14 protein-coding genes are annotated in these 13986 nt (G+C 54.4%); 13 read left to right on the forward strand and 1 reads right to left on the reverse strand.

The window, feature by feature from the left end:
- Positions 1-4: 4 nt before the first annotated feature.
- The 3 genes from CCALI_RS11865 (at position 5) to CCALI_RS11875 (ending at position 1965) form a co-directional block, all read left to right on the forward strand.
- Positions 5-589, forward strand: coding sequence for a hypothetical protein (locus CCALI_RS11865; RefSeq protein WP_016483722.1), 585 nt, complete (start codon positions 5-7; stop codon positions 587-589).
- A gap of 221 nt (positions 590-810) precedes the next feature.
- Positions 811-1635, forward strand: a complete 825-nt coding sequence (locus tag CCALI_RS11870; RefSeq protein WP_016483724.1) for a hypothetical protein — start codon at positions 811-813, stop codon at positions 1633-1635.
- A 3-nt stretch (positions 1636-1638) separates the two neighbouring features.
- Positions 1639-1965 carry a hypothetical protein gene (locus CCALI_RS11875; protein WP_016483725.1) on the forward strand — a complete coding sequence of 109 codons (327 nt, stop codon included), beginning with the start codon at positions 1639-1641 and terminating at the stop codon, positions 1963-1965.
- 64 nt (positions 1966-2029) lie between these two features.
- Here CCALI_RS11875 and CCALI_RS11880 read toward each other — a convergent pair whose 3' ends face one another.
- A complete protein-coding gene (locus tag CCALI_RS11880; protein ID WP_016483726.1) occupies positions 2030-3007 on the reverse strand; it encodes a glycosyltransferase family 2 protein in 978 nt (325 codons plus the stop codon).
- A 102-nt stretch (positions 3008-3109) separates the two neighbouring features.
- Here CCALI_RS11880 and CCALI_RS11885 point away from each other — a divergent pair, with 102 nt between their 5' ends.
- The 10 genes from CCALI_RS11885 to CCALI_RS11930 all read left to right on the forward strand — a co-directional run bounded on the left by CCALI_RS11885 (position 3110) and on the right by CCALI_RS11930 (position 13898).
- Positions 3110-3652: a hypothetical protein gene (locus CCALI_RS11885; RefSeq protein WP_016483727.1), complete on the forward strand. Its 543-nt coding sequence runs from the start codon at positions 3110-3112 to the stop codon at positions 3650-3652.
- 109 nt (positions 3653-3761) lie between these two features.
- Positions 3762-5000 (forward strand): phage tail tube protein, encoded by a 1239-nt coding sequence (locus tag CCALI_RS11890; RefSeq protein WP_016483728.1) that lies wholly within the window; start codon positions 3762-3764, stop codon positions 4998-5000.
- Between the two features lie 52 nt (positions 5001-5052).
- Complete coding sequence (locus CCALI_RS11895; protein ID WP_016483729.1) at positions 5053-5736, forward strand: hypothetical protein; 684 nt, start codon at positions 5053-5055, stop codon at positions 5734-5736.
- Positions 5737-5771: 35 nt separating this feature from the next.
- The gene (locus CCALI_RS11900; protein WP_016483730.1) at positions 5772-5999 is read left to right on the forward strand and encodes a hypothetical protein; all 228 of its coding nucleotides are present in this window, start codon (positions 5772-5774) and stop codon (positions 5997-5999) included.
- Positions 5965-6663 (forward strand): hypothetical protein, encoded by a 699-nt coding sequence (locus CCALI_RS11905; RefSeq protein ID WP_016483731.1) that lies wholly within the window; start codon positions 5965-5967, stop codon positions 6661-6663. Before CCALI_RS11900 ends, CCALI_RS11905 begins: the two co-directional genes overlap by 35 nt.
- Positions 6664-6922: 259 nt before the next feature.
- A complete protein-coding gene (locus CCALI_RS11910; protein ID WP_016483732.1) occupies positions 6923-7306 on the forward strand; it encodes a type II toxin-antitoxin system antitoxin SocA domain-containing protein in 384 nt (127 codons plus the stop codon).
- Positions 7307-7765: 459 nt separating this feature from the next.
- Positions 7766-10315 (forward strand): discoidin domain-containing protein, encoded by a 2550-nt coding sequence (locus CCALI_RS11915; protein WP_016483733.1) that lies wholly within the window; start codon positions 7766-7768, stop codon positions 10313-10315.
- Between the two features lie 113 nt (positions 10316-10428).
- Positions 10429-11532, forward strand: coding sequence for a hypothetical protein (locus CCALI_RS11920; protein WP_016483734.1), 1104 nt, complete (start codon positions 10429-10431; stop codon positions 11530-11532).
- A 151-nt stretch (positions 11533-11683) separates the two neighbouring features.
- On the forward strand, positions 11684-12934 hold the full coding sequence (locus CCALI_RS15825; RefSeq protein WP_016483735.1) for an ABC transporter ATP-binding protein: 1251 nt from the start codon (positions 11684-11686) through the stop codon (positions 12932-12934).
- A gap of 19 nt (positions 12935-12953) precedes the next feature.
- Positions 12954-13898 carry a glycosyltransferase family 2 protein gene (locus CCALI_RS11930; RefSeq protein WP_016483736.1) on the forward strand — a complete coding sequence of 315 codons (945 nt, stop codon included), beginning with the start codon at positions 12954-12956 and terminating at the stop codon, positions 13896-13898.
- The last annotated feature ends 88 nt before the right edge of the window (positions 13899-13986 follow it).

Here is a 13986-nt window from a genome sequence, read left to right on the forward strand (position 1 = left end):
AGGAATGAGTTACAAGCCTGGGGACACCTATATTCGAGTCATAACCACGAACAGCAGCACGGGGGCGGCGGTGAACGCGGATAGCTTGCCGACAGCGCAGATAGTGCATAACGGCGCAGTGGATACGACGGTCACCGTATTGGTGACAAACCTGGCTACGGGGGTCTATGCCTGCAGTTATACGATACCATTGGGCTATGCTGCAGGAGATAGTGTTCAGTTGGTAGTGAACGCAACGGTAGACGGTGTGGCCGGTGTCGCAGCCTACGAGGTTCAGAAGCTGGACAGCAAACGGCTGGCTGATATAACCGATGCGAGCGGGCGAGTAACGCTGACGCCCGCAGAGCACAGCATAATTTCGGGAACAGATGTGCCGGCCGCTTTGGATGCGTCGGGGAGTTTAGAGAGCAATCTGACGTTGCGGCAGGCGCTTAGGTTGATGGCGAGTGTGTTGTTGGGGCCGGCGAGCGGGGCGACCGGGGGAGCGGCGACGATAACGTTCTCCGCAGCGGGCAACGGTGGGGTAACACGAGTTGTGGCTAACGTAGATGCCAACGGGAACCGCACCAGCATTACATTGACGCCGTAGAGGCCTGCGGCCGTGTTGAGCCTATGATGTTGGATCGTTTACTTGTACTAAAAACCAGAAACTAGAATCCCTTAAATAGAGGACAAAAGCTATGTATTTCTCGTGCTATCTGTGCGGCTACCTGCCGGTACCCTATCTCCTCAACGGTAGCTACAAAAGCACTTCATCGGCTGGAAGAGAGGCGACTCTGAACGTCTTGAGCTTAGGATTGGAGGTGTAGCGTGCTTTTGGTGGGCGATACCCAAACGATAAGTCACAGCGAAACCTTCTCTGTTGCGGCTATGGTAGCCGGCGCTAGCGCAAGCCTTGTGCGTCCGGACGGCACCCTGCAAAACGATTTGAGCGTGAGCTGGACGCCAACAGGGGCCGGCACGAGTTTTATCTTCTCCACACAGGTCGCTGCGCCCTTGCCAGGAGAGTACCGGCTGACGTGGACAATACACCTAGGAGATGGGCAGGTGCTGAACCGCAGCGAAGGCCATTTTGCTACCTATACCGATGTCGGCGCTCTGATCCGTCGCAGGCTCAATGAAACAGTCCTCAGTTTACCGGAGGCCGATCTAGATGCGGAGGTTACGTACACCGTTCGTAGCCTAGTGGATCGGTTCGTGCCGTTGCAGATGGCCGGCGGATACGGCGGTTTGATAGGCCTTGATCAGGTTCGTTTCGACCGAGCTATGGGGCTATTAACCGCTCTAAGGCTAAGAGCCAGTCGTGCTAAAAGCGTGCCGATTGGGGAGATTGGCCGTGTGCAGTTGGGTCAAAACGGTTTCCAGTTTGCCAATGCGCAGGGCAATGGGCTAAAGCCGCTTGAACAACAGTGGCTTGAGGAAGCCCTGATAGCACTGGGACACGTCAGCCCTATCCACGCATTGTATCAAAGTGCAGCCGCCTCTTACAAACCGTTTGTGGTAAGCGGTCCCACACGCAATGCGCAGTGCCAGGGGGCCTTAGAGACGTTGGCAAGTGGAGTGATTCGGCTTTTAACCGATGCGTGGCAGGTAGGCACTCCTCCGGAAGACTACGCTGCCGATTATGCGGAGTAGTTTATGGACGCGACAGTAGAAGCTCGGCTTGTGGCTCAGCTCTTGACGCTTCAAGGCAGCCCTACCACGGTGAACGGAAGTGCTATTGGCAATGGCCTATGGGCGCGTGCGGAACCTAATCGCATTCAGATGCTAATGGGCGATCTGGTGGCGCAACAGGCCGTTTATGAGGTGAAGTTGGCGGGAAGCCTTTGGGGGCAGGTGCATGTAGGCGATGAGGTGACCAATGTGGCTACAGGGTTACATCTCGTTGTACGTTGGGTGGACGTATCGGACGTTGGCGGTGTGCCGGTGGTGGTAACCCTTCTTGGCATCGCGCTTTCGGAATAGCCTCAAGCGAGAGATTGTGGAGGTGTGTTAAAGGTAGAACCATGCCCGCCTCTGCGGTACGGTGTTATCTGCGATGGGCAACCAATAGCCTTTGGCTTCCTGGCAGCATGGTTAGCATCAGGCCAGCAAAGCTCTTGAAATTGGGATAGGTTCTTAACGACTGAAGATAGAGGGAACGCGCCTGTTTGCCTAACCCATTTTTGAAGGAGAAGTTCGCGAAAACACGTTGCGCAACACTCTTTCTCTGGCGTAGCTGAGCTGCATACGGTGAAAAGGCGGGGTCAGCAAGGAGGCAGTCGTAATAGTAAACATGGCTAAAATACCGCTCTCTTGCTGTTTCAAAAGATTTGGAACTAGCAGCCGTGCAAGAGTTAATAAGATGTACACGGTAATAGGTAAGACGCTCTGGAGTGTAATAGGCCGCTTTGCCATTCCGACTTGCTAGGTAGGCGAGATAGCGGTCAAGAGCCAAGTCAATTTGCGGTGGAATGTCCTCGTTTTCTAGAATGGAACCTCGAAAGACACTCGCCATCACTGCAGGAATGCTTAAGTTGGCTACAAGAGAGTAGAAAGGTTGATGGATACCCTCGGCCAATCCCACACATTTATACTCTCGAGACAAGCGTTGGGTCGTTTCCAAGTCCACCTGTCCTATCTCGTCCATGACATAGTGGTCTGAGAAGCTCACCGTGATGTTTGGATTGGATAGCAAAGGGGGAACAACCTTTTCTAGGAAGGTAGGTTCCCATCTGTCGTCATCGTGGAGAAAGCTGAAAAACTCTCCTCGTGCTGCTTGCAGACCGGCGATGGTGTTGGCGAACTGACCAAGGCATTGGGGATTTCTTCGGTAGCGAATACGTGGGTCTTGGAACTGTTTTAGTGCGGCCTCGACGTCTTCTGTGCTGGCGTCGTCAGAGATGATCAGCTCAAAGTGCAGGTAGGTTTGGCAGAGAACACTTTCTACCGCCTGGAGAAGATACGTTGTGCGGTTATATGTGGGTGTGATGATGCTAATAAAGCCATGCTGCTCTTGCACCAGCATATTTCCAACTCACTTTAATAGCAGTAGAGTAGTATTTTACCATTCAAAGGCTATGTAAATACATCGGTAATGTTCTGAGTTTTCAGAGAAAGGAACGAAAGAGTGGTTGGGAGATTAGAGGGACACCTGCTAGATATTCTTCAGGCGGATCCACGCACTTATGCCAGTGGTTCGGTCTATTCCATGGGCTGGAGCGGTGTAACGCGTCCCGATCGCGGCTTAGCGGCACAGGGGGGCTGGGTAAATATCTACGATGGCGGCTACGAACCCTCTGGAGGAGGGCATCGGCCGGCGATCTATTTGGGTCTACGTGCATTGGAGTATGAGGACACTTTAGAGGCGCCAGCTCTTGCGGGCGGGTTAGTGGAATTTCGGAAGTTGGTCGTTCCTCTGGTGATCGTGGCGCAGGCCGCCACCGAGTTGGAGGCGCGAGCGCAGCGAGACCAGCTTTGCAGCAATGTGCGTCTTGTGCTGGCAAGCCATATCGTGGAGAGCGGCTACTGGTACGAGTTAAGAACTGGCCTATCGGAAGCGACAGCAGGAGAGACTCACGCTTGGCTGAATCGCCAAGGGGCGGCGAACGCAGTGACGGTGACTGCGGGGATCCTACTCCCTTGCCGTTTTCTCTATGTATGGACCGCTTAGATCACAAGTGTGGGATGTGGTGTCCTATGGTGAGGTGCTCCCAGAGGTCTTATGACAACCTCCTGTGCGGACGCTCTCATACAGATTCGTTGATTAGGGAGGAGAACTTGTGGCTTACACAGGCATTACCAGTGCGGTTGGATTGGCTATCGAAAGCTACTTCTGTCAACCGCCGCTTTCCAGTACCAACCCAGCGACGGTGGGCATTGCGGGGACGAACCCCTTACGTTACATGATGGTAGAGCCTGGCGGAGGATTTGCGGGCGAAGCTGAATTAAGCCTAGGGGCGGAGGTGGATGGGGATATACAGCTGCTGCGGGCGCCCATTGTGGGAAGACGGTACCAAGGGGCCTTTCGTTTCTATGCCGACCCAGAAAATCTGTTCTATCCGCTGTTGGGGGTGTTTGGACGCGATATCGCCTCCACTCAGCAGGCGGCTTCCAGCACGAACCCCGCCGTTTACCAGCATCAGTTCCTCCCTGGCCGACAGATCCCCTCGTTCAGTGTGGAGGAGGACATTGGCGACGGCACGTGGGCACGTCTTTCAACTGGGGTTTTGGTGCAGAAGTTAGAGCTGCAGTTGGCACGTCTTTTTACCGCGGAAGTCACCTTTTTAGCCCATCGGCAGCTACCTAACCGCTATCCAGATGGTAACGGGCATTTTGTAGACTACTTTTTTGGGTCAACCCCAACGCTTTTGCCGCCAGCTATGGGTGGAAACGGGAGCCTCACCGTGGTGCGCACACCGCCGCCACCGAGTTTTGTGGATGTAAGCGCCAATGGGGGTGGCCCCTTCGTGTTCGCTGAAATCGGGTATGGAACCCAGGCCGGATTTGCCTCCGCATGGCTGCAGGTGGATGGCAATCCGATAGCGATTAACCTTTTAGAGGGAAGCCGCATTCTTTTTGAAAGAGAGATTCAAAGCGTGCTTGTGGCTGGAAGTGGCTACGATCCTGGTGCGGCAGTGGTTAATCGGTTTCTCTGTTCCGGTCGGCTCGTCTGCCTATACGATGCCATGGATTTGCCCGAAGCGGCGTTGGCTGCGCGTCAGGTGAGCCTGAATTTCGCGGTTACCGGAGTCGGCATTGGGAGCACGGGACTGAGCTACCATATGGAGGTTCATCTGCCCAATCTAAGGATTCTCAGGGCTCCCCTCCCTTTAACCGAGGGAATGCTGGCCATAGATGCGGATTTTGTGGGGCTGCGCGATCCCATCTTGGGCTATGCCGCTAAAGTGACCCTGGTGAACACGGTGAATGCTGCCATTTTAGGTGGGCAGTTCGGTTCAGGCGGTGGTTCTTCCTCCATAGCGGGATTCTCGAATGGGATTGGTTGGATCAGCACCTAGCTCTCTCTACAGCACCTTTGCCCCTAATTTTTCGCAGAAAGGACGATTTCCAGTGTCGCTTCCATTCCCGCTGAGCAAGAAGATAGCGTTGCCTCACGGTAAGCAAGTCGTGGTGCGACCGCTCAACCAACTACAACGCCACGATGCACGTTTTAAAGCAGACATCTATGCGATGGAGCAGATTCTGGCCTGGGCTGCTGGTCAGCCCAGAGAATCGCTGCTAAAGGCAGAGTTTGCCTCCATGCCCACAGCGCAGCAGCAGGCCTACTTGGTCCAAGCCATTCAGGAGGCTTTACAGATAGAAGCAGAGGAAAAGTTTCCTCCACCTCCGCCCCCCATTCGTTCACAAGAAGCTGGCGAAAGCGCAAACGCACTAGAGAGTTTCGCCCAAAAAGTTCGTGCTTGGCAAGAGGCGAAGCGGCGAGTGGAGGCCGAGCGGCAAGCTTGGCTGACTCAACGTTTGGGAGAGGAACGGAAACGGGTGGAAGCGTTAGAGGCAGAAAAACGCCTCGATAACTGCTGCCATTGTTGGCGTGAGCGTCTCTATAGAGAGGCGTTTACCATGCGGTTTCTCTTGGAGGCCTTGGTGTGGGCGGTGCGTATAGCAGAAAACCCCCAGGATCGGTACTTTCATGATGCGGAGGAGGTAGCTGACAGCGATGATACAACGCTAGAGATACTCATCAAAACCTATCTGGAAATAGACGGCGTGCGGGAATCGGAGGTCCCTACATAGCCGCCGCCCTGTTAAGGGCCTACGGGCTAGAGGGTATGGCGGCTGCACGATGGGAGATCGACTCGGAAGAGCCTTGGTGGCTTACGGCCGCAAAAGATTGGGGGGCACGGGTGAAGGCGATTTTAGAGGGGCAAGGGCCGGCAGCGGCGGCCTGGCGCGCTCTTCTGCTGAGGCGTTTAGAGCGCGAGCCTCCCCATTTTGTCTATCGTTTTTATGAGGAGTGGCGTCATGCAATGGAGACGGCTTATGGGAGACAAAGCTAAACGTTCTGATCTTCTTATTCCGGAGGGGTTCGCGTCGTTTCTAAAAGCGACTAAATTAGGCGAGGGAGGGAGATGGCAGCAGATCGTTCGTCATTACGGGCGAGGAGCGCGAATCGGGCACCTAGCGCAGACGTCTCCCATCTCTTCTCACACCTTGCTGCGGGCGCTGGGCGCTTACACCAGCCCAGCAGTTCGTAGCACTCTACAGACGGCATTCGCGGCCTATGGCGTTTTTCAGCAGGGCGAGCAGCACGGGATCACTTTAGGAGGGGTTTTGCAGGGGGCGATCACCGGTTATGAGGTCGGCGGCCCAGTGGGTGCATTGGTGGGGGCCGGTCTCGATATTTTAGGCGGTCTGTTCCACCATTCGCATCTGCCTCCGGTGGCATCACAAAATTTAGCACAGCAGTTCGGCCCGGGAGGGTTTGACTATCTGGCTTATCGTTACCACTACTTTCATACGTTGGGGCCTGTGGGCTCTCTGTTAGGCCCTCTGCCCGCCACTTCCTATCGGTTGGCGACCCAGTTTTTTCAGCCCGCGCCTCAGATCCACCTTTATATTGATGGGGTGAAGACGGCCGTAAATGCCCAGTTGCAGAAGAGTGCGGGCTTGGACGCTGCCGCTAACGCCAACGTCTACTACAATGCGGCAAGACCGCTTTAGAGTGGAACGACTAGGCGGTTGCCTTCTGAACGAAGCTCGCATGCAGGTGCTATCTCATCCAAATATTGTCTCTAATGTGATTGCTAGACGAGGCAAAAAGCTTTGTCCTATGGATGTATGAATGCTAAATAGGGTTGAAGGCATTCACATCTGTCTGTGTCATCGCGCCCAGACAGCAATGTTTGCATCACCATTTTAGTTTTAAGTTTTTAGTGGCTAGAAACTAAAGGCTAATCCCAACCGGGCGTTCGGGGGTTACATGGATACAACAGAGCGGAAGAATCAAGAGCTTGTTCTCTACATCACTCTAAGAAGTGAGACCGACGCGTATTTTGGGCTTGTAAAACGGTATAAGCTTCTCTTTTTTGCCGACCGGCTGGCTCTTCGCAAATTAGGTAGGCCTCTTTCGGGATTTGAGTACCGAAAAATGGAGTTTGTCCCTGTGCCTGAGGGCATTGATTCGACGATTGAGACCCTCCAGACCCAACAGGACATAGTGGTAGCGAAACGTCCATTCTACGGATACACTCAAAAGAAACCGCTCGCTCTTCGTGAGCCACGACTCGATGAGTTCACTGCCGACGAAATTACAAGGTCCGCTAACCTCCGTTCAAACTTCTGTGCTGACAATTTCTTCTCATAGCCTCGACAATGGCAGATGGATACCCCCTTTGGATATAGTGTATTATTGGAGCGATTCAGCAGAAGCGGTCAATTAAAACGGGCAGGCACGGGTAAAACGGGCAGGCACGGGGGCCTGCCCCTACAATCGAATATACGCCCGGCTCGCCTTTCATCTTTGTAGTTGCTTAACATAAGACAAGTTGTTCCATCCAACCATAGCATGCCTTTCGAAACTATCTGTCATGCCAATAGACACCTGTACTATTCACTGAGCTCCAGCGAGCTATTAATCTCTCTACTAGCTGCGGCAACAGGATAGAAAGACAAGCCCTTGATCTTAAGCAGATTCTCATAGGTAGTCTAGCTTGAAAACCGAAGCAACTAGACAGACAATCGCATTATAAGATGACTGTCCAGCCGCATGGACTATCCAATAGGATGTGAAAAATCTTAGAACAGAGGTTGAGATCGCTACACCATGCCCAATCCACAAACCTATTCTGACCCCTATCCCCTTAGCGCCACCGCCATTGCAGGCCTGACGACGCCGATGAATGCCTGGATGGCGAAGGTGCATCGGCAAAGCCGCTTCGGAATGACAACCGCTGAGCTTTGGTTCTACAAGGATGGCAGCTGGATCGCTAGCCCTGCCCCGGTGCTGATGACCGCTGGTAACCACCCCGTGCTGCGCCGACGTCTGAGGGAGCCGGCGACGCTGGAGGCGACCCTGCTAGACCCGCAAGGCCTTCTAGCCCCTACGAATGTGAGCTCGATCTACAATCAGGGTATAAACGGCTTCGAACCCTTGGTAACCGAAGCTCGTCCCATTCTATTTCGGGTGGGAACATGGTGCTATAACGATCTGGCGCTGGGGTTGATGGCGAATGCAATGATCTGGAATGCGCCCCCAAGTCCCCAGCAGTATGCAATGCACTTGACGGCAGTTCCTGCAAGTGGACAGCTTTCTTATCTGACCGATGGGGTTTTTACTCCCTGGAACGCAACCTCTAACCCAAACCAGCATGCGGTGACGTTTTCGTTGAATGCCAACCAGGTGTTAACGTTGACCTTCGACTTGGGGTCGGTGAAGATGGTGCATCACATCGCGGCCCGGTTTGGAACAGGGGGGCTGACGGGGTGCACCTTGCCGGCCAGCTTGACGGTGGCCTTCTCTAACGATAACGTACATTGGGTAAGCATGCCAGCGCGGCCCGTAGGAGGGCCAAAGGGGGATTGGGATGAGGCCTACCTTAACGATGCGACCGACCCAAACGTGACGGAAGTGTTTATATGCGATGTGGAGCAGAACGCCCGTTATGTGCAGTTGCAAATGGTAGCCTATCAGAACCAGACGATCGGGCTAGATGAGGTGGGCATCTTTGGGGGCATGGCGGGGCAGTGGCTGGGCATGAACCGCTTTTGCGGCTATTTGGGCGATAGTATGGCCTATGATGCCGAAGGATACTTTACATTTTCGGCCACCGATGTGTTGAAACGATTGGCCGACAACAACGAGACGCGCCTGACAGCTCCGTTCGGGAACGTGGATGTGGCCGACATCGCATATGCGCTGCTGACAGGCGCGGGTTATTGGCCTGGCGCGATGGGAGCTTACGACGGGCCGTGGATCGGCTCGCAGATCGGGTGGCAGAGCGGAGTGGGGTTGACGGGTCTGATCATGCCGATTTGGCAGGGGCAGGGCAACAACCATCTGGGCTATCAGTATGAGCTGTGGCATGAGGTGGGCTGGATATTTGAAGCGGATGGAAACGGGGTGTTACAGGTTCGGGAGCCGCCCTATCGTCAGATGCGTCCGGACAGGGTACTGATTTCGGCACCCGATGGAAATGAGGATGTACGGCATGTGGTGCGGACAGGAACGGGAAAGGAGCTGAGGAATGCGGTTTCGATAACGACGGGGAAGGTGAGCGCCGGACAGTTGGGGGTGACGGTGCAGCTGTACGACCCGGCAAGCGTGGCTGCTTTTGGGCACAGGCGCCTCATTGTTACCGACCCGTTGTTAATTACACCGGACTTACAGACGAAGATGGGGGCAGCGATTTTACGGGATTATGCATGGCGTTTATGGCGGCTTCATTGTGAGATTTCGCCCGATTACGACACAAAGATTCACAGTATCCATGCGTTTCGAACGACGTTGCGCCCTGCGTTATCTGCCAAGACACAGGCGGGAGTGACGGTTCAGGAGCTATGGAGCCTGGAAGCGATAGAGGAGCACTTTATGCCAGGCGAGTGGTGGGGTTTGGCGGAGTATGCGCCCTATGTGCCTTCCGCATTGCCACCGCCGACGATAACGAGTTTGGATAGCAGCTCCACTAGTCCCTATGCCCTGACGATCCGCTGGCAGAGCTATACGGGGCAGCCGGGGGTAGTGGGTTTCCGTGTGTACTATTCGACGGCAAGCTCCAGCGGGCCGTTTACTTTGGCGAACGGGAGCTCGCCGGCGCCGGTGGGTGCGACTGCATACACCTTTGGGAGTTTTAATGGTGGGCAGCAGGTGTGGGCGTATGTGACGACGCTTGACATCAACGGGCATGAAAGTGTGCCTAGCGTGGTGTACTCGGCGTTGGCAGGAGGGGCGCCCATGCAGCAGAGCGGGTGGGTGGTAACGGATTTGAGCCCTGCGGGGCAGACAAGTGTGGCCACTACGCAGGGGGGTGTGAGCGGAACAACATACGAGTTTGCGTTTTTGTTCAGCAGTCCGCCGGCAGGATTAAGAGGGTTTTTCTTTACGTACGCCGTGGGAAGTATACCGAACAACCAAGACGATTTCCGTTCGTGGGTTCATGCGGTAGGGAGCGATGTGGGTCATATCAACGTGCCTGCGGGTCAGCGCGGTTCGAGCCAGAACGAGTTTGCTCCGCCATGGGTCGCGGGTTCGCTGACGTGGTACCAACGTCTATTTGTGCCTGGAGGGATAGCGAGCGGAACAAAGATATATTGGCGATTGTGGAGTTGGTACAATGGCCAATGGTTGGGCAGCAACATAGTGGACTGGCAGTTTTAGAGAGTTTGGGAGCAGGAATAAGAGCGAAGGGTTGATTGGCGAATGCGGAATAGCAAACGGTTGATCCTCTCTCCTTGCCATTCGCTATTCGCCACATACAGAAGGAGCTAAGGATGTCGTTTCTACGGCAGCTAGAGCAGCAAGGGTATCGGGCACGGGCAGATAGGCGCTACCTGAACGGCACGGTGGTGGATGTGGATTTGTTGGCACACACCTGTTCGGTGGATGTAGGGGCGACCGACGTGAATGGGAACCCGGTCTATCTGCAGGGAATTTCGTTCAATCCGGCCACCCCACCGGCCGTTGGGAGTCAAGTAAACCTGCTCTACGGCAACAGCAGCCCGCATTCCGCGGTGATAGCCGTGAGCCAGCTGGGGGGAGGAAATCCTCAGAGCGCGATAACGGTGGTGGGGGCTGTAACAAGCCTTGCGGCGGCTGGAGGATTGCCCTTACAGGGGGCGGTAAACTTGGCGGCTGGCAGCAACGTCCAGCTGAGTGAGAGCGGGCAAACCATCACGATAGGGGTGCCGAACGCCATGACGAACCCTATGACGGCCGCAGGGGATTTGATGGTGGGCGGCATTGGTGGAACCCCGCAGCGTTTGCCTGTGGGCAGCAACGGGCAGGTTTTGGAGGTGGTGAACGGAACCCCAACGTGGGCAAATCTCTCTGGCGGAGGCTCTCCGGCCAGCACGGTGCAGCCTGTAGGGGCGATCGGCGGTGTGGGAACCAGCACGAACTACGCTAGGGAAGACCATGTGCACCAAGGGGTGCACAGCCTAGCCGTAAGTGGGAACGCAGGACTTACGGGCGATGTGGTGCTAGCGGCGGGCTCTGGCGTAACGCTAAGCCAAAGCGGGTCGCAGATAACGATAGCGGCCGGTGGAGGCGGTTGGACCACGGGGATAGTGACGAAGGTGTCTCTTCCCTACACCATAGGCAGCACAGAGCAGATCGTCGTGGTAATAGGGGGCACGGGAGGGCTGACGCTCCCTCTTGCGGCCAACTATCCTAATCGTCTGCTTTGTGTGAAGAATGGAACAGGGGGCGCGCTAAGCCCTGTCACCTTTTATGTGGCCCCTCAGGGTTCAGATGCAATTGACACACGTACTAGCTACAACTATCAGCTGAACCCCATTGGCAGTACGGCCTATGTGGAGGCTTGGTTTGTTAGCGACGGACGGAATACGTGGTGGAGCGTTGCAGCGGGATCGTAAAGGGCTTTTATACGAACCAAATCGTTCCTCAGCTCCATCGAGTATAATGGAAGTGTTCTGATGAAGAGAAAATAGGGGTTTAGATTTTGGTAAGAGCGCCGACACTGTAAGGGTTTACGAGCGTTCAAGAGAAAGAAGGAGCTGTTGGTGTATGCCGTCCGCGAATATTGCCCTAGCGGTTCAAGGTTTGAGTAAAGCCTATCGGATTGCTCATAATCGGGAGACCCATCTGACCCTTGTCTCCGCTCTTGCGCACAAGCTACGTCATTTCAACCGTTCCACCGAGACCTTTTGGGCTTTAAAAGACGTTAACCTCGAAATTCAGCAAGGGGAGGTGGTGGGCATTATCGGCAAGAACGGGGCCGGCAAATCCACGTTGTTAAAGGTATTAAGCCGCATCACGACGCCGACGCGGGGACGGGTGGACTTATACGGCCGTGTGGGCAGTTTATTGGAGGTAGGGACAGGTTTCCATGGGGAGTTAACGGGTCGGGAGAACATCTATTTGAACGGTGCGATTTTGGGGATGAGTCGTTCGGAGATACGCCGTCAGTTTGATGCGATCGTGGAGTTTGCGGGGGTAGAGAAGTTTTTGGACACTCCGGTGAAGCGTTATTCGAGTGGGATGTATGTGCGTTTGGCGTTCGCGGTGGCGGCGCATTTGCGGACGGAGATAATGATAGTGGACGAGGTATTGGCGGTAGGGGATGCGGAGTTTCAGCAGAAGTGTTTGGGGAAGATGAAGGATGTGGCGAGCGGGGGACGCACGGTGTTGTTTGTGAGCCACAACATGCAGGCGGTGTCGCGTTTATGCACGCGTGGGGTCTGTTTACGTAGTGGGGAGGTTGTGTATGATGGCGATGTGGAGGGAGCGATTGAGCGTTATTTAGCGGAGTACAGTGAGGTGAGCCGGGAGGAAAGCGAACCAGAACGCCGGCCTGGTTCTGGGGAGTATCGTTTTGTGTGGGTGAAGCCGGTGAAGGAGGTATTTGCTCCTGAGGAAGAGAAGGTCATCCTCTTTCGCATTGAAAGAAGAAAGGAACGCCCTATTTATGGGGCCTTGTGTGCCCAGGTCTTCAATGAGCTAGGCGCCTCCGTCTGTTTGTTGGATGATATGTGGGTCAAACATCGGTTTCCGGAGGGGGACGCCATCGAGGGCTCTTTGCGCATTCGGTCCCCTTGGTTCAAGCCGGGCACTTACCGTATAGATATCCAGATTCATCCTCCCGGAGGGCATGAGGTCATAGACTACTTTGCAGATGCCTGTTCGTTTGTAGTGTCACCGCAGTTGCCTTACTCAGGTGCAGCTCCCGAGGAGGCCTTGAAATATGGCACGGTTTTAGCTGATTTCGATTGGAATACCCGTGTGGTTACTCTGGAAGAGGAGAGGCTATCTGTATAGGAAACGATGAGGAGAGGGCATGCCCAAGGTATCCGTAATCACCCCGATGTACAATGCGGAGCGGTTTATTGGAGCCACAATCGAAAGCGTGCGCGCCCAGACCCTACAGGATTGGGAACATATTGTTGTAGATGATGGCAGTACGGATGGCTCTACAGAGGTTGTAAAGCGCTACTTGCCTCTTGAACCGCGCTTGAAGCTTGTTCAGCAGCCTAATGGGGGAGTGTCTAAGGCACGGAACAGGGGGTTTTGCGAGTCCTCGCCAGAGAGCGACTACATTGTCTTCTTTGATGCCGACGACATAATGGAACCAGAAATGCTGGCAACCCTAAGCGCCCATCTTGACCAATATCCGGAGGTGGGTATGGTGTTCTGCCGGCTTCGGCGCATAGATGCCGAGGGCCAGCCGCTAGAAGATACCCAGAATACCGTCGTGAAACGTTATCAGCCCACACGATTTTGGGTGCGGCCTCTAGCGGAAACAGAACTACATACTCCTTTTTGTTCCTTTTTCTGTCTGAACATTATCCTACCATCGACTACTATGTTACGTCGCGCTGTTTTTCAACAAACTCCAGGATTTGATGAGACTTTTGGGCATGTGTTTGAAGATGCCGATCTCTTCTTCCAGATGGCGCTTCGAGCACCCGTACACTATCTTCCAATTCGGGTTGTTCGCTATCGCTCCCATGAAGATCAATCTACGTCCATCAAATATCTCGAGCGGTATGGGCAGCAGGAGCAGAAGTTACTTCATAAATGGCGAAGTATGGAGGGCTTATCACCGGAACAAGAGCGAATGGTGAAAGAGGCCTTTTGGTTTCGTGAAACGCGACTGTTGCCCTATCAAGGTTTTCAGGCGGGTTGGCGCCATTTGAAAAAAGGACAAGTTCTTCATACGGCGCGCTTTTGGGGCGGAGCTATGAAGCGATATGTAAAGGGCTTAATGACCCGACCGCGTTAACAGCATCTGCAACCTGCACGCAGTCAATTTATACTCCTTGCGTTTTCCCAACGATTCGATGTTCCTCTAGCAAAGGAAGAGGGTACAA

It is taken from the genome of Chthonomonas calidirosea T49, assembly GCF_000427095.1.
Classification (GTDB): Bacteria; Armatimonadota; Chthonomonadetes; order Chthonomonadales; family Chthonomonadaceae; genus Chthonomonas; species Chthonomonas calidirosea.

Coding starts and splice junctions, on each gene's coding strand:
- CCALI_RS11875 (WP_016483725.1), top strand. CDS start 1,639: ATGGACGCGACAGTAGAAGCTCGGCTTGTGGCTCAGCTCTTGACGCTT.
- CCALI_RS15825 (WP_016483735.1), top strand. CDS start 11,684: ATGCCGTCCGCGAATATTGCCCTAGCGGTTCAAGGTTTGAGTAAAGCC.
- CCALI_RS11930 (WP_016483736.1), top strand. CDS start 12,954: ATGCCCAAGGTATCCGTAATCACCCCGATGTACAATGCGGAGCGGTTT.
- CCALI_RS11900 (WP_016483730.1), top strand. CDS start 5,772: ATGGCGGCTGCACGATGGGAGATCGACTCGGAAGAGCCTTGGTGGCTT.
- CCALI_RS11910 (WP_016483732.1), top strand. CDS start 6,923: ATGGATACAACAGAGCGGAAGAATCAAGAGCTTGTTCTCTACATCACT.
- CCALI_RS11880 (WP_016483726.1), bottom strand. CDS start 3,007: ATGCTGGTGCAAGAGCAGCATGGCTTTATTAGCATCATCACACCCACA.
- CCALI_RS11915 (WP_016483733.1), top strand. CDS start 7,766: ATGCCCAATCCACAAACCTATTCTGACCCCTATCCCCTTAGCGCCACC.
- CCALI_RS11905 (WP_016483731.1), top strand. CDS start 5,965: ATGCAATGGAGACGGCTTATGGGAGACAAAGCTAAACGTTCTGATCTT.
- CCALI_RS11865 (WP_016483722.1), top strand. CDS start 5: ATGAGTTACAAGCCTGGGGACACCTATATTCGAGTCATAACCACGAAC.
- CCALI_RS11920 (WP_016483734.1), top strand. CDS start 10,429: ATGTCGTTTCTACGGCAGCTAGAGCAGCAAGGGTATCGGGCACGGGCA.